This window comes from Pseudoalteromonas sp. 1CM17D, from assembly GCF_023161805.1.
GTDB classification, from domain to species: Bacteria; Pseudomonadota; Gammaproteobacteria; order Enterobacterales; family Alteromonadaceae; genus Pseudoalteromonas; species Pseudoalteromonas atlantica.
Map to the genome: position 1 here is coordinate 134,170 of NZ_JALNTP010000004.1, position 23,191 is coordinate 157,360.

Below are 23,191 nucleotides of genomic sequence, written 5' to 3' on the forward strand. Positions count from 1 at the left end.
GGTTTTTTTGTTTCCGCGCTATATATTACGCCATATAATTTTCCGGTAAGTCAATTTGTGCCACGCCCGACTCAACAGCAGCAATAGCAACCGCCTTGGCTATACGTGGTAATAAACGCGGGTCCATCGGTTTAGGAATAATGTAGTCTGCACCAAATTCGAGCTTTTCTACACCCGCTGCTTTTAATACTTGCTCAGGCACTGGCTCTTTAGCAATACTACGAATAGCTTCAACAGCGGCTATTTTCATTTCATCGTTAATTGCGCTTGCACGTACATCAAGTGCACCACGGAAAATAAACGGGAAACATAAAACATTATTAACTTGGTTAGGGAAATCAGAACGCCCCGTTGCCATAATTAAGTCTTTACGTGCACTGTGCGCAAGCTCAGGTGCAATTTCAGGATCTGGATTTGAACATGCAAACACCACTGGCTTATCGGCCATTAGTTTTAGATCTTCAGGTGCAAGTAAGTTAGGACCCGATACACCTACAAACACATCAGCATCAGCAATTACATCTTGTAGAGTACGTTTATCTGTATTGTTAGCAAAAAGCTGTTTGTATTCGTTTAAGTCATCGCGGCGAGTATGAATAACCCCTTTGCGGTCTAGCATATAAATATGTTCGCGCAGTGCACCACACTTAATTAACAGCTCCATACAAGCAACCGCTGCTGCGCCTGCACCTAAACATACAATAATGGCATCTTCTATTGATTTGCCCTGCACTTCTAAGGCGTTAAGCATACCTGCTGCAGTTACAATAGCGGTACCGTGTTGGTCATCATGAAAAACCGGAATACTGCAACGCTCAATAAGTGCTTTTTCAATTTCAAAACACTCTGGCGCTTTAATATCTTCTAAGTTAATGCCACCAAACGTATCGGCAATATTAGCCACTGTATTTATAAAGTCTTCGGTGGTGCGATGCTTAACTTCAATATCAATAGAATCTAGGCCAGCAAAACGTTTAAATAAAAGCGCCTTACCTTCCATAACAGGTTTAGAGGCTAATGGCCCTAAATTACCCAAACCTAAAATTGCCGTACCATTACTGATCACCGCAACCATATTACCTTTACCGGTATATTTATATGCATTGGCTGGGTCTGCTGCAATTTCGCGCACAGGCTCTGCAACACCAGGGCTGTATGCTAATGCTAAATCTTGCACCGTTTCGGCTGGTTTTGTTAGCTCAATGCTGATTTTGCCTGGAACGGGGTGAGAGTGGTAGTGTAATGCTTGTTCACGAAAATCTGACATAACGCGATGGTATCCTGCAATTTAAGTTAAGTGAGAGGGAGTATGGGGCTAAGATACTCTTATTATTTTTAAATTCCAAGCAATATCAGGTCTATCCTGTTATATGCTATATCCGTTAATTTTAAGTGATTTATCAGCAACTTCGCTAAAAGTTATCAATATTAAACAAATAAAAATTCATTCAAAAAGTGCTTTTTGAGGTTCATTTTGCCCTGCCAGTATTTTTGTAAAATAGCAGAATATTAAAATAGTAAAATGCACCAATATGGCGCGTTTATCACCGTTAAAAACAAATATCGCCACGATAAGCACTTTTAGCAGCTTGGTTAAAAATTAACGTATAAAAAATATAGAGAAGAATTGTGAGTTTGTCTGCAAAGGTTTATGCATATTCAGAATAAGAACAGGAAATAGTTATGCACACGTAGTACGGCAACAATCGGTAATTTTTTAGTAAAAATGATGAATTTTAGGCACAAAAAAAGCACCCGAAGGTGCTTTTTTTACTAAACAGCAATAATTACTTCTTGCTGCTAAGTGCACCGAAGCGCTTGTTGAAGCGATCAACACGGCCGCCAGTGTCTAAAATCTTTTGCTTACCAGTGTAAAACGGGTGACACGCAGAACATACGTCTAGGTGAATGTCTTTACAAAGAGTAGAACGAGTTTCGAATTTGTTTCCGCATGAACATGTTGCAGAAATTGCTTCGTACTTAGGGTGAATACCTTCTTTCATAGGAACCTCTAGTTAAGGCCGCATCGCTCTCCAAACCCGAAGTCTGGCACCATACGTCGTTAAAACAAATTTATAGGCCGCGGATTTTATCCAACTAGCTTGCCCCGCACAAGCTTTAATTACGCTTTTTGCCAAAAAAGTAACCAACCAGCGCTACCGCATCCATTTGTATGTAGGTTTTTAGCCTTATTTTTAGTACATTAAGCTATTACCCTTTATCACATGAGTTGTTATGCGTTTTGTTGAAGTTGCTATTAAAGTTCCGTTACCACGCACCTTTGATTATAAAATAGATGAACAACTCATCTCGCCCTCGGCGCCTATTATGCCAGGGATGCGTGTTTTAGTACCCTTTGGCAATCAAAAGAAAGTAGCGGTTGTTCTTGCTCTTAAAACGCATACCGACGTGCCCGATAACAAAATTAAAGCGGTTACTGAGGTTATTGACCAAACCCCTATTTTATCATCACAGCATTTAGAACTGCTTAGCTTTACTGCACGCTATTATTGCTACCCGCTCGGCGAAACCATACACATTGCACTGCCCGGTGCGCTTCGCCAAGGTGAAAACCCAGATAAAACTAGCATTAACATGGTTATCCTTACCGAAAAAGGCGCAAAGGTTCCGTCGTTAAAAGCGAAAACTCAGTTAAATTTATTAAAGCAACTCGCACAATCGGGTAAGTCGTCGGTAACCGAGCTAAAAGCGCTCGGCTTTAGTAAAAAAACAATAGATGCCCTAATAGATAAAGAGCTTATAACCCAAAGCATTGAGCATGATAATCAATGGCAAAGCGTTGCACCCACGGTCGGCACCAAGCCAGTACTTAATAAAGAGCAAGCCGTAGCATGCACTACAATAAATCAAAGTGTTGGCTTTAAGAGCTTTTTATTAGAAGGTGTAACAGGCAGTGGTAAAACCGAAGTATATTTACAATGCCTAGAAGAAGTCCTTAAACGTGGCGAGCAAGCCTTAGTATTGGTGCCTGAAATAGGCTTAACGCCACAAACTGTTAACCGATTTCGTCGTCGCTTTCCCGATACGCCAATTATGCTATGGCACTCTGCCCTAACCGATAACGAACGCTTGCAAACATGGCGTTTTTGCGAAAAAGGCAGCTGCGCAATTGTAATAGGTACCCGTTCGAGTATTTTTCTACCTTTTTTAAAGTTAGGAATGATAGTGGTTGATGAAGAGCATGACTCTTCATTTAAACAGCAGGATACCTTACGCTACCACGCACGCGATTTAGCCGCTTATCGGGCATTTCAGCACAAAATACCGCTTATTTTAGGCAGTGCCACCCCTGCGCTCGAAACACTGCACAAAGCTATAAACAACAAATACCAACTTTTAAGCCTTACAGAGCGCGCTCAAACTGCGACCGATAATCAGTTTATGTTGCTCGATATGAAAGGCCAGCCCGACCAAGCGGGTATTGCACACGCAAGCCTTGCCACTATGCGCCAACATTTAAACCGTGGTAAGCAAGTTATGGTGTTTTTAAATCGTCGTGGCTTTTCTCCTACGCTAATTTGTCACGAATGCGGTTGGCTGAGTGAGTGCAATCGCTGCAGCACCAGCGCAACCTTTCATAAAGCCATCGGCCAAATGATTTGCCACCACTGTGGTGAGCAACACCCAGTACCTCACCAGTGTCCTGATTGCGGTAGCACACAAATTTTTCCTAACGGTAAAGGCACCGAACAAATTGAAGAATTTTTATCGAGTGAATTCCCCGATACACCCGTAACCCGCATCGACCGCGATTCAACCCGCCGTAAAGGGAGCTTAGAAAAAGCCTTAGAGGAGATAAACCAAGGCGGGGCGCGTATTTTAGTGGGCACACAAATGTTGGCTAAAGGTCATCATTTTGCCGATGTTAGCTTAGTGCTTATATTAGATGTAGATAGCGGCTTGTACTCGTGCGATTTTAGAGCCACAGAGCATTTAGCCCAGCTAGTAACTCAAGTTGCTGGGCGCGCGGGTCGCTCTGGCGAACCAGGCCAAGTATTACTGCAAACCCACTTTCCTGAACACCCTTTATTGCAAGACTTAGTAAATAATGGCTACCAAGATTTTGCCCGCTTTGCTTTAAGTGAGCGTGATGATGCCGACCTTCCACCCATTACTAATATGGCTATAGTTAGAGCACAAGGGCACAGTATTAAGCTCGTTGTCGATTTTTTGACGGATTTGGTTCCTGTTAACGGTGTATCTGGTATACAATTGCTCGGTCCAATTCCTGCCCCACTAGAAAGAGTGGCGGGTATGTACCGGTTTCAATTGCATATTCAAGCGCAAGACCGCAAAGTATTGCATCAGTATCTTGCGCAAATGGTCGACTATTTAAGCACCAGCAAACTTGCACAAAAAGTGCGCTGGAGCCTTGATGTTGACCCTATAGACATGATTTAGGTTAAAGCCAAATGGCACAGCACGATTATATTAATAAAAAACCAGCGGGTAGAAAAAACACCAAGCAAGCCCCTGCTAAAAAACCATTTCCTATACTTTTAGTTGTTATTACTGTTTTGCTTGTAGGCGGCTTTGCTTACGGCTTATGGTTTATTAAAAATAACGCCGACCCTGAGCTTGTTGAGCAGCAGGCGCACCCTAAAACAGCTGAAAAAGTAGAAATAGCTAAACCTCGCGCCCCTAAGTTCATTGAAGAAATTAAAGAGCACGAGATCCAAGTTGAAGTAAGAGAAATTGAGCAAAAAGGCCCCTATGTTATGCAATGTGGGTCGTTCAGAACACACGCACAAGCCGAAACCCTCAAAGCTAAAATTGCCTTTGCGGGCTTAATTTCTGAAATTAAAAAGACCACAGGTACTAATGGTGTTTGGTATAAAGTGCGTTTAGGCCCTTATAAAACAAAGCGCCAAGCTGAAAGCGACAAAAATAAACTCAAGCGAGTGCATGTTGTTAGCTGCGGAATTTGGGGCTGGACTTGAAATTAGTCCATTCACCCATATAACCTCATCATAATCGTTTTTTACAAGCTGCCCCCGCAGCTTGATGATGAGGAATAACATGACCACTATCGTAAGTGTACGCCGCGACAATAAAGTAGTAATTGGTGGCGACGGCCAAGTTTCACTTGGTAATACCGTAATGAAGGGCAATGCCCGTAAAGTTCGACGCCTTTATAATGGCAAAGTAATTGCTGGTTTTGCCGGCGGTACTGCTGATGCCTTTACCCTTTTCGAACGCTTTGAAAGCAAACTAGAAATGCACCAAGGTAACCTCACTAAAGCCGCTGTAGAAATGGCCAAAGACTGGCGTAGCGACAGAGCTTTACGCAAGCTTGAGGCACTCCTTGCGGTTGCAGATGAAACTGCTTCACTAATTATCACCGGTAATGGTGATGTAGTGCAGCCAGAAAACGACTTAATTGCCATTGGTAGCGGTGGTAACTTTGCTCAATCAGCAGCCACTGCCCTATTAGAAAACACCGATTTAAGCGCTCGCGATATCGTAGAAAAAAGCCTGACCATTGCTGGCAACATCTGTGTATTTACCAACAACTTCCAAACAATCGAAGAATTATAATAGGACCCATTATGTCTGCTATGACCCCAAGAGAAATTGTACACGAGTTAGATCAGCATATTATTGGTCAAGCTAATGCTAAAAAAGCCGTGGCTATTGCCCTGCGTAATCGCTGGCGCCGTATGCAACTAAACGATGACTTACGCAGCGAAGTAACCCCTAAAAACATTTTAATGATTGGCCCAACCGGTGTCGGTAAAACTGAAATTGCCCGCCGTTTAGCTAAACTCGCTAATGCGCCTTTTATTAAAGTAGAGGCGACTAAATTTACTGAAGTGGGTTATGTTGGTAAAGAAGTAGAGACTATCATTCGCGATTTAGTTGATGTATCAATTAAAATGACCCGCGAGCAACAAACTAAAAAGTTTAAACACCGCGCAGAAGAAGCAGCAGAAGAGCGTATTTTAGATGCACTTTTACCACCGGCTAAAGATCAATACGGTGAAACGCAGCGCGATGACAACTCATCTACTCGTCAAACATTCCGTAAAAAATTACGCGAAGGCCAGCTTGATGATAAAGAAATAGAAATAGATCTAGCGCAAGCACAGCCAAATGTAGAGATTATGGCGCCTCCTGGTATGGAAGATATGACCAACCAGTTGCAAAGCATGTTCCAAAACATGGGTGGCGACAAACGTACTAAGCGTAAGTTAAAAATTAAAGAAGCCTTTAAGTTATTAACCGAAGAAGAAGCCGCTAAATTAGTTAACCCTGAAGAGCTAAAAGAGCAGGCTATTTTTGCAGTAGAGCAAAACGGCATTGTGTTTATTGATGAAATAGACAAAATTTGTAAGCGTGGCGATTCGTCAGGCCCAGATGTTAGCCGTGAAGGTGTACAACGCGACCTACTTCCACTAATTGAAGGCTCAACCGTTAATACTAAGCACGGTATGGTGAAAACCGACCACATGCTATTTATTGCATCAGGTGCGTTCCAAATGGCTAAACCATCAGACATGATCCCTGAGCTACAAGGTCGTTTACCTATTCGTGTAGAGCTTGAAGCACTAAGTGCTAATGACTTTAAACGAATTCTTACCGAGCCACATGCTTCACTTACTGAGCAGCAACGTGAATTGCTTAAAACTGAGCAAGTAAATGTTGAGTTTAACGATGATGCAATAGAGCGCATTGCTAAAGCCGCTTGGCAGGTTAACGAGAAAACCGAAAACATTGGTGCTCGTCGCTTACATACGGTAATGGAAAAGCTAATGGAAGAAATTTCATACGATGCATCTGAACAAGCTGGCTCTACCCTTACTATTGACGCCGCTTATGTAGAAAAACATTTAGGCGCATTAGTTGAAGATGAAGATTTAAGCCGCTTTATTTTATAAGGTAGGCAAAAATACTATACTAAAAGCCTCCATATTGGGGGCTTTTTAATGGGACATATAAAATGAAACACGTAACAAAAGTGCATTATCATAGCGTGAGTAAAAACCTAGATGTTTACTTTGATGATGACAGTATGGCTGTATTTAGCTGCGAGTTTTTACGCGTTCACTCTCCCTCGGCCGAAGTGCAAGGGCATGGTGCAGAGCCAATGAAGTTGGTACTTAATAAACAACATGTTGGTATAAAAAAGATTGTACCGGTGGGGCATTACGCACTGAGATTAGACTTTGATGATGGCCATAACAGCGGGCTATTTAGCTGGAGCTACTTTGAAACACTACAAGCGCAGCACAAAACCTTGTGGGATAAATACCAAGCGCGTCTTGCCGAGCACGAACAAAACAAAGATAGCGTACCAATAAAGTTTGTTCCCTAAACCTTATTGGCTTTTTAAACGCTACACTGTATTACACTTTAAATTTATCAATAGCCGCAAATAATACGCGCGCTTGTTCAGAGACTTCTTCACTGGTTTGCGCATTATTAACTGCATGCTCAGAGGCATCTTGGGCAATGTCTCTAATGCGTACTACATTTTTGTTCACCTCTGATGCCACCTGACTTTGCTCATCAATAGCAACGGCAATTTGAGTGCTCATTTCCATTATGGTTTGCACATCTTCGGTAATAGCACCCAGTAAATCACCCGCTTTAATCGCTTGTGAAGCACTTTCATCACCTTGCGAGCGACATTGATGCATAATACTTACTACCTCTTGCGTGCGCTGCTGAAGCGTATTAATAATGCCTTCAATTTCACTGGTAGACTCTTGTGTACGTTGCGCAAGCGAGCGTACTTCATCCGCCACAACAGCAAACCCTCGCCCTTGCTCACCAGCACGAGCGGCTTCTATCGCCGCATTCAATGCGAGTAAATTGGTTTGCTCTGCAATGCCTCTGATTACATCGAGCACAGAGCCTATGGTTTCACCGTCTTTTTCAAGTTGCGATACCACACTTGATGCGTTACCTAACGACGAAGACAAATCGCGTATGTGCTTAACCGTAGAGTCTACTTCATTACGCCCTTGCTGCGCGCTTAGATTGGTTGACTCTGCTTTTTTAGCGGCAGCTTCGGTATTATGAGAAATATCTTGAATCGTTGCCTGCATTTGCGTAGCCGCAGTGGCAACCATATCCGCTTCGTGTAACTGCTCTTGCATGCCTGAACTTGTTGCAGAGGTACTTTCAGATAAGTGCTCTGTTGCCACATTTAACGTATTAAGCGCGGTATTCACTTCGTTTATGAGGTTTTTAAAATCGCCTATTAAACTATTAAAGTCCGACGTCATAATGGTAACTTCGTCATTACCTGTTTGCTCTATCATTACGCTTAAATCGTTATTACGGCGTATGTCGTTTATGGTGTGATATACCCGCTCAATAGGCACAATAATTGAGTGGCTAGTAAAGTACACCAGCGCCAACACTATAATGCCCGAAATAACAAATACAACGATGGCAATAAACTGCGCTTGGTCAACGCTTTTCTCAACTTCCAGCTTAGTTGACTCAACAATTTGACCAACAACTTGATCGCTTTTTTCTACGTTAATACGCATAACGCCTAGTGCACCAGAGTCTAAATCTAGCCCTAACTGCGTTTGTGCCTTTACAAGATTTTGAAAAGCACTTTGATACGTATCTATTAAAGGGCTTATTTGCGACTTATAACTACTTTGTAAATCAGCTTGGGTAATTTTTTGTTTAAACGTACTAATAAGTTCGTTAAAGCGAGTTAAGTATTTTGCATCAAAGCGCAGCATAAAATCTTTCTCAGCGCGTCGCAGCTGTAGCATTGCCGATAAAAGCTCAAAGTTATCTTGCTCTTTTAATAGCACCTCAACTTCGTGCACTGCATTTCTGAGCTTGCCATATAACCCATCTTTAGGGTTTAAACCTATCTGCTGCTGTAACCTAACAACCTCTGAAAAATTGTTGTTGTAGTTAGTAATAAGCGTATGAAAATGCTCAATTTGCGCTGTGGTAATGCCCTGCTGTTGCATTACCTCCTGCAGCTTTTTGATTTTAGTGCTTAGCTGTTTAAAATCCTTATCAAATGATGTAAGTGCTTCCTGCTGCTTGTAAAAAAGAAAGTTTTTTTCATGCTTTCTAAGCTCTAGTGCATGTACGTTGAGCTCTTCTGCAAGCTGAATTGTTTTATTCAGATTGAGTGTTACGCGTGACTCATAAATTATCACACACAACAAAATGACCATTGCCAGACCGACTACCACTGCATTAAGTTGCAAACGCCTTTTAATGGTTAAGTTTTGTAAAAAATTCATTGAAAACACCTATATTTAATATTCACTAATAGTGTAGTACGTTCTGGCGCTTTATATTGAATTTTTTATTAACTTTTTATACATATAACTCATGCTTTTAGATTAACATTCCCCCATAAATCTTTATGCAATGAGTGAGTGTCATGCCACTGTTTATTAAGTAGCCATTTAACCAAAGGGGCAGGATCACTGGGAAAATTAATTTGTTTGTTTTGCGGGGCACTATTCCAATCATCCAGCGCTTGCGGGTTTAAATAATTCATTACATGGGCCATTTTCATAGCCCGCAATGTTTGTGCATTTGCATCTTGTTCAAACTGCCCATCGAGAGGTTTAAGTAATAATTTTTTCCCAAGCTTTAAGGCCTCACTTGCCAGCTCAAAGCCTGCATTACCAATTACGCCGCTGGTATTAGCTAAGTCGTTTAAAAACCCCGCACGTGAAGGAGTGCGCAAATGAATATGCCCAAGGGATTTATCCTGCGCATGCGGGTGGTAACAGTAAAACTCTTTTTCTGGGAAGTCCTTTAAATAATCAATAATGTTGTCGAGGTTCTCAAAGGGTAAATACACCAGCACTTTATTCATAACGGCGACAGGATTGCCATGGTCATGGTTTGCAATAAAGGGCGGTATAATATTATCTGCAAAAGGCTGCCAATGTACGCCTAAATAGGTGCTTGCTGGCGCGTAGTGCTTAATAAGAGATTTTCTAAATAAACCGCGGCCAAACATAGGCACGCTATTAGATAAAAAAGCCGCCTGGTGACTAATACCGACTACAGGTACGCCTGCGCGCTTTGCAGCCCAAGCTGAAATAGGCTCAAAGTCATTTAAGACGAAATCGTATTTTTTTACATTAAATGATTTTATATCGTTAACTAACTTACACACTCGGGCATTTTTTAATGTTTGATAGCTTTTTACTTGGCCGTTTTTAGTGCTAAACGATAACCCCCGGAAGGTTTTGTAATCAGCAAAGTCCTGCATATCAAAGTAGTCTTTTTCAGGGCGTCCTGAAAAAACGTAATCTACATCTATACCTAACTCTTTAAAACAACTTGCCATAACACGGGCGCGCGTAATGTGGCCATTACCTGTGCCTTGTATGCCGTATAATATCTTCATACAGGCACCACCAAAGCTAGCGCAAATAAACCGCATGAACTGCCAATAACGGCGCCTATTATTATATCTGCCGGAAAATGTACGCCTAATACTACGCGAGAAACCGCCACCCCCGATGCCCAACTAAACCAAAGCCACGCATACTCTGCAAAAAAGTGACTCAATATTACCGCAACTAAAAATGCTGCTGCACTGTGCCCAGAAGGCAAACTAAATTTGTCACTAGGCACAATATACGCATTACTGACTAAGCAATCACAGGGGCGGATTCGGCCGAAGCTACGTTTTGCTAAAAAATAAATAGGCCTTTCAATTGCAAACCCCAGTAACACCGATATTGGCAATAACTGATGCTGATCATTGGCACTTAACCACCAAATGGCGCCACACATAAGTAAATATAAACCACCATTACCACTTTTAGATAAACCAAGCGCAGCCGTTTTCAGCCATTTGGGTGAATTATAATTAAACAGAGTTAAAAAGAGTTGTTCATCCATTTGAGCCATTTTTTTAAGCACGTTATTGTCGTTCATTATTCACCCTTAGCTGCACAATATCTAACCATAGTTAAAGCTTAGTGGCAGAAAATAACAATTGAGTGACGCTTTTAAGACACTATTGTTGCCATTTCTAATTTCGGCATTTTTTGAATAAATTTACTGCTATTAAGTCGTTGTTATTGCATATAAGGAGGGTATACTGAGGGTAACTTATGTACCCTTTGAGGATAAAATAATGGATTACAGCACTTCTGACTTATGTGACTTTTTTGCCGATGTGGTTGACGTGCTTGAACCGATGTTCATCAACTTTGGTGGTCGACACACGTTTGGCGGCCGAATTAAAACGGTTAAATGTTTTGAAAATAATGAACTGATCCGTGAAATACTCTCACAAGACGGTACTGATCAAGTACTACTTATCGATGGTGGTGGCTCAACACGACGCGCCCTTATCGACATTGAACTTGCAGAGCTTGCGCTTGATAACAACTGGAACGGCATTATTGTATTTGGTGCTGTGCGTCATGTAGATGAGTTAGAAGAAATTGATTTAGGTATTCAAGCGATTGCATCAATTCCTGTTGCCGCCGACAGCGAAGGCGCTGGTGAAGATGGTATTGGCGTTAACTTTGCTGGTGTGTCGTTTTTTGATGACGATTTTATCTATGCAGATAGTACTGGCATTGTATTATCAGCAGAAGAACTTGAACTAGAAGTTATCGAAGAATAAAGTAACAAGCAGTGCTCAACAGAGCACTGCTTAAGCCACCACGAATAATTTTTGCTGCTCAATACGGATTCAACACAGTGCACCCTACCTTAAAAGTGTATGATGAAAACGCCGTTAAACCCTACTGCTCCACACGCGTTAACGAAACAAAAACCTGGCAGTCTGTTGCTCTATTAGACACCCATGTAAATGTACAACAAGCACTTAACGATGCAGCGCAATTTGGTATTCGCTACGTATTAATTGGTATATGTGAAGATATAGGCCCTCGCGCTAATTTAGGCAATGGCGGCTCACATCAAGCTTGGCCCGCTTTTTTACAATACTTTTTGAACCAACCAGTTAACCAGTTTAACGCGACCCAGCAGGTATTGCTGTTAGGCGAAATTGACGTTGATGATGTAATGGTGCAAGCCCAAGGCTTAAATAACCAGCATACTCAAGAGCTGGCTCAACTACGTAAACTATGCGCAACAATAGATGAGCGAGTAGAGGCGGTATTAACACTTATATTTAATGCGGGCCTTGAGCCTATTATTATCGGCGGTGGGCACAATAATAGCTTTGGCATACTCAATGGTTTAAGCAAACATAGTGGGGCTTCAGTTAACGCTATAAATTTTGATCCCCATGCAGATTTACGGCCTTGCGAAGGTCGCCACAGCGGCAATGGCTTTAGCTATGCTTTGAAGAAAAATGCATTGCAGCAATATCATATTATTGGTCTGCATGAGCAAAAAAATAACCAAGCCATTTTTGACTTAATCGCACAAAATCAATGTAGTTTTCACAGCTATCAAGCTATTAATATACGCCGAGAAATATCACTAACCGATGCCGTACAGCACGCCTTAGCAACGTTTAATAATGCGCCACTTGGCATTGAACTCGACTTAGACAGTATTTCATTTTTACCGGCCAGCGCGTATACATGCTGCGGCTTTAGCGTTAGTGATGCTGAGCATTATGTGTATTTAACAGCAAAACACAGCACCGCCCGCTACCTACATTTGTGTGAAGCTGCACCGCTAAATCACCCAGCTGGGTTAACAGCAGGTATGCAAAGCTGTGGGCAAATTATTAGTGCATTAGTTAATGCCTACTTACATGCAAAAACGCGTTAATTTCAATTAGCTTAATTAACCGCTGCATTTATAAGGCAGCTGAATTACGTTACTGGCTTAGCTAAAAATGGTGAGTAATTCTATCGCAGCGAATTGCTGAGTTCCCCTTACAAAATAATTATTGCAGCTGGGCATAACTTATTGTGTTTGGTGGGCCTGCCACTGCTTTAGCCAACTCATTAAGCCAATGCTGCTTAACGGGTGGCCAAAATAATAACCTTGTGCTGCGTGCGCTTTTAAACTTTTTACAAACTTTAATTGGTCTAAGGTTTCAACGCCCTCAAAAATAACCTTGGTATTTTGTTGGTTATGCATTTCAACCATACCGCCTACTAGGCTGCGTATATTATTTTGATTGCTAAAATCTGCAGTAAGCGATGGCGCTACCTTAATGTATTCAACAGCTAGATTTGGCAGCTTAGAAAGAACAATGGGGTTATCGCCTAACCCATCAACGCATATTTTTAAGCCTATATTATTTAATCGGGCAATCATCGCACGGCCCTTATTATCTAAATCTGTGAATATATGCAGCGGGCATTCAACAATTAAATCTCCGTGCTGTAAGTTGTGCTCACTCACCACACTATCTACAAACTCAACAAACTCTTCGTTAAGCATTTCGGGGCCAAATAAGTTAATGCTCAGCGGTATAGCAATTCCCTCTATACGCAACGCCATGGCAAGCTCTGCGGCCCGCTCTATAACAAATTTAGCCAGTGGGTAAGCTAAACCCGCAATATGAATATCATCAATAAATCGGTGGGCAGATAAAATACCTTGTTGAGGGTGCTGCCAACGCAACAGAAGTTCTAAAAACTCAATTTGGCCGTCGTCATTGCGAATAATTGGCTGAAAATAAAGTTCAAGCTCGCTTACAAAATCAATATTAGCCAGCTCTTTTAAACGGGCTTGCTGCTCAAGTTGCTCAACCATCATTTGTTGGTGGTACACAACCACTGCTTTTTTAGGCTGACTATCAAGGGCTAAGTAAGCACACGATACTAAGTTATCAAAGTTAGCGTCTTGCTCATCGCAATTAACGTAACTCGCCCTTGCTTTTACCTCTACGGTACAATTAGCGACGTTAAACGGTTTAAGTGTTGCGCCAATAATTTGCTCAATGATGTGTTCATGGCTATGTTTGTGCACAGCTAAGCTGCAAATAAAGGCAAAGTTAAGCCCGCCTAAATGCGCCAATTTTTCTTGGCCACCTAAGTCAATCACATTGTCGTTATTTAGTAAGTCTTTTATTCTGTTGGCCGATTGTGCCAAAAGCAAATCACCAAAATCTCTGCCTATGTGCTGATTAACTTGCTCAAACCCTTCTAGACGAACAATCACCAGTGCTGCTTCTAGCTGTTTTTCTTTACACCAGCTGTAATAGCCTTGGCGTAATTGCTGTTTATCTGCAAATGCAGCAAGAGGAGAGTCATCTTGGTACGGTTCAGGCTCATTAATGTTATGCGAATCTTCAACTTTGGGCTCTTCTTCCTCGCTCATTAGCCCTACAACCGCTAGCAGAATAATAGCCACCACCACCCAAAATAGGGGCACATCCATAAGTAAATGCGCTGAAAACAACACCACAAATAGCAACCCTGAAACGGCGCTTGTGATAATCATGCTCCAACTATTACGCTCAAACGCTTGCCATAAATGAAAGCAAAAACCAAAAGCGAGCAATATTGCTAACCAAGCAGCCCCGCTACTTAAAATGGCTAAACCGACAGCGCCTGTACATAAGTAACTAAATTTAATACTGGTATTTTTAACCGCAAATAACGTAGCGACCATCGCCATTAACAGCGCGCCGCTAAAAAATATTGGAAAGTTACTGTCAGTCAAAATACTCAAGCTTACGCCACTCCACTAGCTATAAAATTTAATAAAAGCATGTTAAATATGGACAAAAATAATACAAACTAATTAATTCTACCCAAAATCCATAGATTTAACAGTTTATTTACGCCAAATTGGTAACTTAATTGTGCAGGGTGACCTATTTGCCAGTGCGCAATATCAGCCCTTGCACCAACCTTTAGCACGCCTCTGTCTTTTAAACCTAGTGCCTGCGCTGCATTGCGGGTTACTCCTGCAAGGGCCTGCTCAGGGGTGAGCCTAAATAAAGTACATGCCATGTTCATCATTAATTGCACAGAACATAAAGGCGAGGTGCCTGGGTTAAAGTCACTGGCAATAGCAATAGGCACATTGTATTTTTGCAGCAAATCGATGGGAGGAAGCTGTGTTTCTCGTAAAAAATAAAAAGCCCCAGGTAATAAAACAGCCACAGTGCCAGCCTCTGCCATGGCTTTTACACCGTTTTCATCAAGGTACTCAATATGATCAGCTGAAAGGCCTTTATACTCAGCCACCAGCTGCGCGCCCTGCTGATTAGAAAGCTGCTCAGCATGGCATTTTACCGGCAAGTTATGTTTTGTAGCTGCATCAAACACTTGTTTTGTTTGTGCAAGACTAAAGCCTACATTTTCACAAAATACATCCACAGCATCGGCAAGGTTATTAGCCACTACCTGCTCAAGCATCTGCGTACATACTAAATCAATGTATTCATCTGCACGGCCTTTGTATTCAGGGGGTAGCGCATGTGCACCTAAAAACGTGGTTTTAATATCAATAGGATGATGCTCATTAAGCAAACGCGCCACTTCTAAAATTTTTATTTCGTTTTCAACATCAAGCCCGTATCCCGACTTTATCTCAGCAGTCGTTACGCCCTCGGCAAGTAAAGTGTTTAAGCGATCTTTTGCATCAACAAATAACTGCTCATGATCTGCCGCGCGAGTGGCCTTAACGGTACTGGCTATACCGCCACCTTGTGCAGCTATTTGTTCATAGCTTACACCTTGTAAGCGCTGCTCAAATTCCTCAGCTCGGGAGCCTGCAAATATTAAATGTGTATGGCAATCAATAAGCCCAGGTGTTAACCATTGCCCTTTAATACTTAATGTAGGGGTAGCAAAGGCATCAAAACTGGGTAAGTTTGATTGCTCACCTAACCATACAATTTCGCCGTTTTTAATCGCCAGTGCCGCATTTTCTATAGCCCCATAAGGTGCATCAATTGTGCTATCCATGGTTGCTATGTTGGCATCAGTCAATAATAAGTCGAGATCTTCCAAGGCGTAACCCGTTGTTTTATTTTGCATACTTAGCTCCCTACCGTGCTTAAAATACAGTCTAACAATACATCTTGTATATACAAGATAATTATGCCATCTTTATTAAATAGTTTATTTTAAGTACAGCTAATAATAGTAATGACCACACCTAAATTTGCACAAATAAAACAATTTATTGTCGATAAAATAAAAAATGGCGCATGGCAAGAAAACCAACGTGTCCCTTCAGAAAACGAGCTTAGCAGCCAATTTTCTGTAAGCCGTATGACCGCACGACGTGCACTGAGCGAATTAACAGATGCCGGTATTTTAACGCGCAGCCAAGGGTTAGGTACGTTTGTAGCAAGTTTTAAATCGCAGTCGTCACTACTTGAAATTAAAAACATAGCCGATGAAGTAAAAGAACGTAACGGGCAATACAGCTGTAGTGTGCAAGTGCTTGAATCAATCAATGCGGTAGCACCCATAGCCATTGCGCTTGGCGTTGAAGTAGATAGCCTGGTGTATCGCAGTGTGCTTGTACACAATGAGAACGACAAACCACTGCAAGTAGAAGAGCGATTTGTAAACCCAGCTTTAGCCGCGGGTTATTTACAACAAGACTTTAGCGCCCTCACCCCGCATGAATACTTATCGAGCGTAGCGCCGCTCACACAAGCGCGCCACACAGTGGAAGCGGTTATGCCCAACTCGCAAATGTGCCAATGGCTTAACCTGTATAACGAAGAGCCCTGCTTACAGGTTATTCGTCGTACTTGGTCTACAAAAGGCATAGTAAGCTTTGCTCGCTTAGTATCACCGGGCAGTAAATACCGTTTGGGCGGGCACTTAACATTTAAAAAATAATAACAACGTAACGCGCAAGGGCGTTTTTTTGTAGCTGACCATCTTGTATATACAACAGGAGAAATTCATGAACAACCGGCTCGACACACACCGAGAAATCCGCGCGCCTCATGGCGATAAAATTAGCGCTAAAAGTTGGCAAACCGAAGCCGCTAAACGCATGTTAATGAACAATTTAGACCCTGATGTGGCAGAGCACCCTCACGCGTTAGTGGTATATGGCGGTATTGGCCGTGCAGCAAGAGACTGGCCAAGCTTTGATAAAATAATTGAAACCCTTGATAGGCTCGAAAACGACGAAACCCTGCTTGTGCAATCGGGTAAGCCCGTGGGCGTATTTAAAACCCACGAAAACGCGCCGCGCGTTCTCATTGCTAATTCTAACCTGGTGCCACATTGGGCAAACTGGGAGCACTTTAATGAGCTAGATAAAAAAGGCTTAATGATGTATGGGCAAATGACCGCGGGCTCTTGGATTTATATTGGCTCACAAGGCATAGTGCAAGGCACTTACGAAACCTTTGTAGCAATGGCAAAACAACACTTTGGCGGTAATGCAAAAGGTAAATGGGTTTTAACAGCAGGCCTTGGCGGTATGGGAGGCGCACAACCACTCGCCGCGACGATGGCAGGCTTTAGCGCATTAGTTGTGGAATGCGACGAAACCCGTATCGATTTTCGAATTAAAACCGGCTACGTTGATGTAAAAGCCACGACACTTGAGCACGCGCTTGAGCTAGTTACCGATGCTTGCATTAAAGGTAAGGCATTATCGGTAGGCTTATTAGGTAATGCTGCCGATATTTTTACTGCACTGGCAAACAGCAATATTACCCCTGATATAGTGACCGACCAAACCTCAGCGCACGACCCACTCAACGGCTACCTACCGCAAGGTTGGAGCATGCAACACGCAGCAAAAATGCGTGAACAAAACCCACAGGCAGTGGTTAAAGCCGCTAAGCAATCTATGGCAGTGCAAGTAAACGCCATGCTAGCACTTCAAAAAGCCGGTGCTGCCACTACCGACTATGGCAATAACATTCGCCAAATGGCATTTGAAGAAGGCGTTACCAACGCGTTTGATTTTCCGGGCTTTGTGCCTGCTTATATCCGTCCGTTATTTTGTGAAGGAATTGGCCCATTTAGATGGGTTGCGCTTTCAGGCGACCCCGAAGACATTTATAAAACCGATGCAAAAGTGAAAGAGCTTATCGCAGAAGATACCCACTTACATAACTGGCTTGATATGGCGCGTGAGCGCATTCAATTTCAGGGGTTGCCAGCGCGTATATGCTGGGTTGGTTTAAAAAACCGGGCTCGCCTTGCACTGGCCTTTAACGACATGGTTAAAAATGGCGAGCTTAAAGCGCCGGTTGTAATTGGTCGCGATCATCTCGACTCTGGCTCTGTAGCAAGCCCCAACCGCGAAACCGAAAGTATGCAAGATGGTTCAGACGCCGTTTCTGATTGGCCGTTACTTAATGCTTTGCTTAATACTGCGGGTGGCGCAACGTGGGTGTCGCTGCACCATGGCGGCGGAGTTGGCATGGGCTTTAGCCAGCACGCAGGCGTGGTTATTGTTGCAGATGGTAGTGAACAAGCTGCGCAACGCATAGCTCGTGTGCTTTGGAACGACCCTGCTACCGGCGTTATGCGCCATGCTGATGCAGGCTACGATATTGCAAAAAATTGCGCGCAAGAGCACCACCTAGATCTCCCTATGCTAAACAAGGAATAGTCATGATTTCACACACTCTCACACCAGGGCAGTTAGACTTAAGCACCCTAAGAAAAATTAATGACTCAGCTGTCACACTTAACTTAGTCGATGGCGCCAGTACACAAATAGCGGCCAGCGCACAAACTGTTCAAAACGTAATAAACAAACGCCAAACGGTGTACGGTATTAACACCGGCTTTGGCTTATTAGCCAATACAAAAATAGCTGATAACGAGCTTGAGCTACTGCAGCGCAGTATTGTGCTTTCGCATGCTGCCGGTATTGGGGAGCTCATGGACGACAGCACTGTAAGACTAATGATGACTTTAAAAGTAAACTCTTTGTCTCGGGGCTACTCAGGGATACGCCTAGAGGTGATCGCATTTTTTATGCAACTACTGTGCAGTGAAGTGTACCCGTGCGTACCACAAAAAGGGTCTGTGGGTGCTTCGGGCGATTTAGCGCCTCTTGCTCATATGTGCCTTCCACTATTAGGTGAAGGCAAAATGCGCCACAAAGGTGAAATTATAAGTGCTGCTCAAGGGTTAAAAATTGCCAATCTTTCACCTCTTACATTAGGCGCAAAAGAAGGGCTGGCACTGTTAAATGGTACACAAGCCTCTACCGCGTTTGCGTTACAAGGGCTTTTCACAGCAGAAGATTTATATGCACAAAGCTGTGTTATAGGCTCTATTAGCATAGAAGCCGCAATGGGTAGCCGTGCGCCCTTTGATGCACGCATTCACGAAATACGGGGGCAACGCGGGCAAATTGATACGGCCAGTGTATTTAGAGAGCTACTTAGTACTGAATCACAAATTAGCCAATCTCACGTAAACTGCGAGAAAGTGCAAGACCCTTACTGCCTTCGCTGCCAACCTCAGGTACTCGGCGCGTGTTTAACACAAATTCGCCACGCCGCAGATGTGTTGTTTTGTGAATCAAACGGCGTTACCGACAACCCACTAGTATTTGCCGATGTGGGCGATATTATATCCGGTGGTAACTTTCATGCAGAGCCCGTTGCTATGGCAGCTGATAACTTAGCCATTGCGATTGCCGAAATAGGCGCGCTGGCAGAGCGAAGAATCGCGCTACTTATTGATTCAAACCTCTCTACACTGCCACCTTTTTTAGTTGAAAACGGCGGAGTTAACTCAGGTTTTATGATTGCCCAAGTAACCGCGGCTGCGCTTGCCTCCGAGAACAAATCGCTTGCGCACCCCGCCTCGGTAGACAGCTTGCCAACATCAGCAAATCAAGAAGATCATGTCTCTATGGCAACCTTTGCAGCAAGGCGCTTAAAGGAAATGGCCAATAACACCCGCGGGGTATTAGCAATTGAATGGCTTGGAGCTGCTCAAGGGCTTGAGTTTAGAGCCCCACTAAAACCTTCACCGCAAGTAGAAAAAGCAAAAGCTCTGCTGCGCGAGCATGTAAGTTACTACGATAAAGACCGCTACTTTGCCCCCGATATAGAGGCAACCAATACGCTTTTAGCACAAGGGGCATTGTGCGACTTTATTCACCACAACCCACTACCATCGCATTTTAAATTCCATGCTGATAGCTAAAACCTAACGCCTCAATTGCTGAGCCAAGTACTTTGCGCTCAGCACTTTCATTACTGGTAAAAGTTGGCATTTCGCCGCCATGCTCTGCACACTTTTGTGCATAATAATTCGCTTTAGTTGGGTGCGATGGATTTACCACGTTATAAATATTTTGCCCCGAATTATAGTTTTCTATTACCGCAAAAATGGCGTTTATCACATCTTGTTGATGCACCATATTAACCACCTGCTGGCTCGATGAATTTAATTCTTTCCCAGCAACAAAGCGCCCTGGCTCGCGGTTAGGTCCTAATAACCCTGCTAAACGCAGTACTTTACCATCTTGCTCAAGCACCTTTTCTTCGCCATCGTATAGTTTTATTTGTCGCTCATTAGTACAACTTATTTCACTGCTTTCAGTGTAAACACCTGGCTCTTGGTCGTACACACCGGTAGATGAGCACAAAATAAAGCCCTTTGCATTTAATTGTTTAGAAAGTGAAAGTGCAGCGCTTAGTGTTTCTGGGTAGTTACTTTCGCTGTGTCTGCTTCGTGGGGGGATTGCACACACCCAGTAAGCATCGTGTAAATCTATTTGGTGTATTAGTTGCCCATCAATCAGTACAAATTGACGCTGAAAATCGTCTGTGTGCTGATCACTTCTATGCGTACCTTGTACCTGCCAACCCGCCTGTTTAGCTTGTAGGCACAAAGTATGACCCAACCAGCCAGCGCCTAATACTACTAATTTATTAGCTTTTGTTTCCATTTTTGCATAACCCTTCATTTTAAACGCATAATTAGTGCTTTTTATCTAACTTCATAGAGATTTAAAGTAAGATATGATTAGATATAACCTACTAAAAAACAATAATACGTGCACTTATGCTAAATAATTTATCATTACGGAAGAAAATATTATTATTGATTGGTGGCACCATCACCATTTTGCTAATTATTGCTTCAACATTTTTTGTAAATCACATCGCTAACCTTTCCAGAGTAAACATTGAGCGCGAAGCTCAAAGCTACCTACAAAGCGAACAACTTTCAATGCAAAGCTACTTTGCAAAGTATGGCAAGCTGGTTTCTACGTTTGTTAATAACCCGCATTTAGTTAATTTTTTTGAAAATTGGGATACTCGCGACCAGCCGATTAAAAACGCCCCCGGCTACAACGAAGTTAATCAAGATTTTGTACGCATTAGCTCAAATGACGAAAATGTACTGTCGGCGTTTTTCGCATCAGCAACCACTGGTGAATACTTTAAAGAAAACGAGCGTACCAGCCATTACAATGGCCAACCTTACTACGCCTATAAACGTGGTTGGTGGCAAGAAGCCCTGCAAATTAATAAACTTTACGTAGGCCCTATATCGGTCGATTTAACCACTGGGGTTGCCTCAGCAGTTGTACAACAGCCGGTATACAACGCACAGCGTAAACTTATTGGTATGGGCGGCGTTGATTTACAGCTTAATAAAATCAACGATATGGTTGAAGGTATTCGCTTTAACGGTCAAGGCTATGGCTTTTTACTTGATGGCAATCAAAAGGTTGTACACTTTTCAAATGCTACCGGCCATAAGCTGTCTAACACCGACGAAGGCCCTAAAGGTAAAGAAGGGCTAGATGGCCTTGAAAGCCAGTTTAATAATACTTCAGGCTTTACAGAGCTTAATGCACAAATGCGTAATAACCTCGAAGGCAGCCAATTGGTGACCTTAAAAGGAGAAGAGTATTATGTGGTGTATCATCGCTTACAACTAGAGCAACCTTATCTAGATTGGTATGTAGGTATACTGATCCCAACCAGCATGATTGAAGCCCCCGTTAATGAGGCGGTTACCACCACAACCACCGCAGTGGTGATTATTTTAGTGATCATTTTAGCAATGATATTATGGGCAACCCACATGATCTCGCAGCCTATTACCACTTTAACTAATATAATGCGTGATATTGCATCGGGCGAAGGCGATTTAACCCAAAAGATTAATATTACCAGCCAGGATGAGGTCGGCCAGCTTGCCAATCACATGAATACATTTATTGATAAGCTACGCGCCATGATGTTAGAAACAGCCGCACAAGCTGAGCAGTTAACCAATGCCGCAGCGCAACTTAAAAACGTATCTGCTCAAACCAACACCGAAATACAGCAAGAAAAACAACAAGTAGACAGCGTAAGTGCCGCCGTGACCGAAATGGCCAGCACTGTACTTGAAATATCGCGTAACGCACAGCATACCAACAGCGCCGCCGAAGAAGTACAAGCTATTACTGCCGAAGGGGCTGACCGCTCAACTCAAGCACAACGTGTGATGACCGAACTTGCGCTACACATAGGTGAAGCGTCTAAAGTGGTAGCAGGGCTTGAGCAAGAAAGTAATAACATTGGTGCATTGGTGGATGTAATTAACTCCATTGCCGATCAAACCAACTTACTTGCTCTAAATGCCGCCATTGAAGCTGCGCGTGCAGGTGAGCATGGCCGTGGTTTTGCGGTAGTTGCTGATGAAGTACGTTCACTGGCAAGCCGTACGCAAGAATCAACAGACGATATTCGTAATATGATTTCTCGCTTACAGCAAATTGCCCAACAAGCGTCGGTAATGATGCTACAAGGGCAAGAGCAAACTGAAGGCTCAGTATCGCAAACAAAAGAAGTACTAAGTTCATTACAAAACATTGCTCAGTCGGTAACTAAAGTGCAAGACCAAAGCCACCAAATTGCCACTTCAACCGAGCAACAAACCGTTGTCGCAGAGGATATTAATACCAGCCTTGCAGCAATTAATGGCTTAGTAAACAGCACAGCTGATCACGCACACATTTTAGCAGATGAAGCGCGCGATTTAAGCGATCTTGCTGTTGCCTTAAACAAAACGGTTAATCAGTTTAAACTTTAAAAAGCACAGCGTAATAAGGTGGGTAACTAAGTATAAATTAACCCACCTAGGGTGTGTTGAGCTTTGTAGATTGAATGAATTTCAATCACCCAAGGCCTGCATGCCCTAGCACTCTTGTTTTTAAATTTTTTAACACCATATCTTCACAACTTGCTGCTATTTTTTAGCGTAATTAAATCAGTTAAAGTGGTTTTTACGCATCAGATCAAATTTTTCTGTTTTTAATACACATCTTTTAGTTGAGATAGTTTGTTGTTTGGCAGAGTCTGGTATAG

The 23,191-nt window shown here is 42.7% G+C and carries 19 protein-coding genes; 11 read left to right on the plus strand and 8 right to left on the minus strand.

The genetic code is table 11. The annotated features are described in order from the left end of the window. Positions 1-25 precede the first annotated feature (25 nt). Both MSC25_RS09390 and rpmE read right to left on the minus strand, forming a co-directional pair. Positions 26-1,267, minus strand: a complete 1,242-nt coding sequence (locus tag MSC25_RS09390) for a malic enzyme-like NAD(P)-binding protein (RefSeq protein WP_029771819.1) — start codon at positions 1,265-1,267, stop codon at positions 26-28. A gap of 520 nt (positions 1,268-1,787) precedes the next feature. Beyond that, entirely contained in the window at positions 1,788-2,003 is a 216-nt protein-coding gene (gene rpmE, locus MSC25_RS09395; protein ID WP_004589339.1) for a 50S ribosomal protein L31, read from the minus strand. A gap of 232 nt (positions 2,004-2,235) precedes the next feature. On the opposite strand from rpmE, the gene priA reads away from it, so the two are divergent. From priA to MSC25_RS09420, 5 genes are all read left to right on the plus strand, one after another. Next, the gene (gene priA, locus MSC25_RS09400; RefSeq protein WP_248443249.1) at positions 2,236-4,422 is read left to right on the plus strand and encodes a primosomal protein N'; all 2,187 of its coding nucleotides are present in this window, start codon (positions 2,236-2,238) and stop codon (positions 4,420-4,422) included. A gap of 11 nt (positions 4,423-4,433) precedes the next feature. After that, a complete protein-coding gene (locus MSC25_RS09405) occupies positions 4,434-4,961 on the plus strand; it encodes an SPOR domain-containing protein (RefSeq protein WP_004589337.1) in 528 nt (175 codons plus the stop codon). 79 nt (positions 4,962-5,040) lie between these two features. After that, complete coding sequence (gene hslV, locus MSC25_RS09410) at positions 5,041-5,559, plus strand: ATP-dependent protease subunit HslV (RefSeq protein WP_004589336.1); 519 nt, start codon at positions 5,041-5,043, stop codon at positions 5,557-5,559. Positions 5,560-5,570: 11 nt separating this feature from the next. Continuing rightward, a complete protein-coding gene (gene hslU / locus MSC25_RS09415; protein ID WP_004589335.1) occupies positions 5,571-6,899 on the plus strand; it encodes an HslU--HslV peptidase ATPase subunit in 1,329 nt (442 codons plus the stop codon). Positions 6,900-6,961: 62 nt separating this feature from the next. After that, the gene (locus MSC25_RS09420; protein ID WP_248443250.1) at positions 6,962-7,336 is read left to right on the plus strand and encodes a gamma-butyrobetaine hydroxylase-like domain-containing protein; all 375 of its coding nucleotides are present in this window, start codon (positions 6,962-6,964) and stop codon (positions 7,334-7,336) included. Between the two features lie 31 nt (positions 7,337-7,367). Here the strand turns inward: MSC25_RS09420 and MSC25_RS09425 are convergent, their stop codons facing one another. The 3 genes from MSC25_RS09425 to MSC25_RS09435 all read right to left on the minus strand — a co-directional run bounded on the left by MSC25_RS09425 (position 7,368) and on the right by MSC25_RS09435 (position 10,911). After that, on the minus strand, positions 7,368-9,248 hold the full coding sequence (locus tag MSC25_RS09425) for a methyl-accepting chemotaxis protein (protein ID WP_064386264.1): 1,881 nt from the start codon (positions 9,246-9,248) through the stop codon (positions 7,368-7,370). 89 nt (positions 9,249-9,337) lie between these two features. Then, entirely contained in the window at positions 9,338-10,375 is a 1,038-nt protein-coding gene (locus tag MSC25_RS09430) for an MJ1255/VC2487 family glycosyltransferase (protein WP_126005648.1), read from the minus strand. Beyond that, positions 10,372-10,911: a phosphatase PAP2 family protein gene (locus MSC25_RS09435; protein WP_064386266.1), complete on the minus strand. Its 540-nt coding sequence runs from the start codon at positions 10,909-10,911 to the stop codon at positions 10,372-10,374. The genes MSC25_RS09430 and MSC25_RS09435 overlap by 4 nt, the downstream gene beginning before the upstream one ends. A gap of 202 nt (positions 10,912-11,113) precedes the next feature. Between MSC25_RS09435 and rraA the strand changes: the two genes are divergently transcribed. Both rraA and MSC25_RS09445 read left to right on the plus strand, forming a co-directional pair. Then, complete coding sequence (gene rraA / locus MSC25_RS09440) at positions 11,114-11,611, plus strand: ribonuclease E activity regulator RraA (protein WP_004589330.1); 498 nt, start codon at positions 11,114-11,116, stop codon at positions 11,609-11,611. Positions 11,612-11,688: 77 nt separating this feature from the next. After that, positions 11,689-12,735, plus strand: a complete 1,047-nt coding sequence (locus tag MSC25_RS09445; RefSeq protein ID WP_248443323.1) for a formimidoylglutamase — start codon at positions 11,689-11,691, stop codon at positions 12,733-12,735. A 138-nt stretch (positions 12,736-12,873) separates the two neighbouring features. Here MSC25_RS09445 and MSC25_RS09450 read toward each other — a convergent pair whose 3' ends face one another. Both MSC25_RS09450 and hutI read right to left on the minus strand, forming a co-directional pair. Further along, positions 12,874-14,538, minus strand: a complete 1,665-nt coding sequence (locus MSC25_RS09450) for a GGDEF domain-containing phosphodiesterase (RefSeq protein ID WP_029771746.1) — start codon at positions 14,536-14,538, stop codon at positions 12,874-12,876. Positions 14,539-14,660: 122 nt separating this feature from the next. Continuing rightward, complete coding sequence (gene hutI, locus MSC25_RS09455; protein ID WP_248443252.1) at positions 14,661-15,908, minus strand: imidazolonepropionase; 1,248 nt, start codon at positions 15,906-15,908, stop codon at positions 14,661-14,663. A 111-nt stretch (positions 15,909-16,019) separates the two neighbouring features. Here hutI and hutC point away from each other — a divergent pair, with 111 nt between their 5' ends. The 3 genes from hutC (at position 16,020) to hutH (ending at position 20,024) form a co-directional block, all read left to right on the plus strand. Further along, positions 16,020-16,727: a histidine utilization repressor gene (gene hutC / locus MSC25_RS09460; RefSeq protein ID WP_054982938.1), complete on the plus strand. Its 708-nt coding sequence runs from the start codon at positions 16,020-16,022 to the stop codon at positions 16,725-16,727. 67 nt (positions 16,728-16,794) lie between these two features. After that, entirely contained in the window at positions 16,795-18,468 is a 1,674-nt protein-coding gene (hutU, locus tag MSC25_RS09465; protein WP_024032171.1) for a urocanate hydratase, read from the plus strand. 2 nt (positions 18,469-18,470) lie between these two features. Next, positions 18,471-20,024, plus strand: coding sequence for a histidine ammonia-lyase (gene hutH / locus MSC25_RS09470; protein ID WP_248443253.1), 1,554 nt, complete (start codon positions 18,471-18,473; stop codon positions 20,022-20,024). Here hutH and MSC25_RS09475 read toward each other — a convergent pair. Then, positions 20,002-20,772, minus strand: a complete 771-nt coding sequence (locus MSC25_RS09475) for an NADP-binding protein (protein WP_029773385.1) — start codon at positions 20,770-20,772, stop codon at positions 20,002-20,004. The two genes, hutH and MSC25_RS09475, sit on opposite strands and share 23 nt — an antisense overlap. Before the next feature lie 116 nt (positions 20,773-20,888). Here MSC25_RS09475 and MSC25_RS09480 point away from each other — a divergent pair, with 116 nt between their 5' ends. Next, on the plus strand, positions 20,889-22,916 hold the full coding sequence (locus MSC25_RS09480; RefSeq protein WP_029773386.1) for a methyl-accepting chemotaxis protein: 2,028 nt from the start codon (positions 20,889-20,891) through the stop codon (positions 22,914-22,916). Positions 22,917-23,191: the final 275 nt, after the last annotated feature.

Excerpts from the sequence above, each read along its gene's own strand:
- MSC25_RS09435 (WP_064386266.1), bottom strand. The coding sequence starts at position 10,911 with ATGAACGACAATAACGTGCTTAAAAAAATGGCTCAAATGGATGAACAA.
- MSC25_RS09390 (WP_029771819.1), bottom strand. The coding sequence starts at position 1,267 with ATGTCAGATTTTCGTGAACAAGCATTACACTACCACTCTCACCCCGTT.
- hutH (WP_248443253.1), top strand. The coding sequence starts at position 18,471 with ATGATTTCACACACTCTCACACCAGGGCAGTTAGACTTAAGCACCCTA.
- rpmE (WP_004589339.1), bottom strand. The coding sequence starts at position 2,003 with ATGAAAGAAGGTATTCACCCTAAGTACGAAGCAATTTCTGCAACATGT.
- MSC25_RS09450 (WP_029771746.1), bottom strand. The coding sequence starts at position 14,538 with ATGGCGATGGTCGCTACGTTATTTGCGGTTAAAAATACCAGTATTAAA.
- hutU (WP_024032171.1), top strand. The coding sequence starts at position 16,795 with ATGAACAACCGGCTCGACACACACCGAGAAATCCGCGCGCCTCATGGC.
- hslV (WP_004589336.1), top strand. The coding sequence starts at position 5,041 with ATGACCACTATCGTAAGTGTACGCCGCGACAATAAAGTAGTAATTGGT.
- MSC25_RS09480 (WP_029773386.1), top strand. The coding sequence starts at position 20,889 with ATGCTAAATAATTTATCATTACGGAAGAAAATATTATTATTGATTGGT.
- rraA (WP_004589330.1), top strand. The coding sequence starts at position 11,114 with ATGGATTACAGCACTTCTGACTTATGTGACTTTTTTGCCGATGTGGTT.
- MSC25_RS09420 (WP_248443250.1), top strand. The coding sequence starts at position 6,962 with ATGAAACACGTAACAAAAGTGCATTATCATAGCGTGAGTAAAAACCTA.
- MSC25_RS09425 (WP_064386264.1), bottom strand. The coding sequence starts at position 9,248 with ATGAATTTTTTACAAAACTTAACCATTAAAAGGCGTTTGCAACTTAAT.
- hutI (WP_248443252.1), bottom strand. The coding sequence starts at position 15,908 with ATGCAAAATAAAACAACGGGTTACGCCTTGGAAGATCTCGACTTATTA.
- MSC25_RS09430 (WP_126005648.1), bottom strand. The coding sequence starts at position 10,375 with ATGAAGATATTATACGGCATACAAGGCACAGGTAATGGCCACATTACG.
- MSC25_RS09475 (WP_029773385.1), bottom strand. The coding sequence starts at position 20,772 with ATGGAAACAAAAGCTAATAAATTAGTAGTATTAGGCGCTGGCTGGTTG.
- MSC25_RS09405 (WP_004589337.1), top strand. The coding sequence starts at position 4,434 with ATGGCACAGCACGATTATATTAATAAAAAACCAGCGGGTAGAAAAAAC.
- hutC (WP_054982938.1), top strand. The coding sequence starts at position 16,020 with ATGACCACACCTAAATTTGCACAAATAAAACAATTTATTGTCGATAAA.
- hslU (WP_004589335.1), top strand. The coding sequence starts at position 5,571 with ATGTCTGCTATGACCCCAAGAGAAATTGTACACGAGTTAGATCAGCAT.
- priA (WP_248443249.1), top strand. The coding sequence starts at position 2,236 with ATGCGTTTTGTTGAAGTTGCTATTAAAGTTCCGTTACCACGCACCTTT.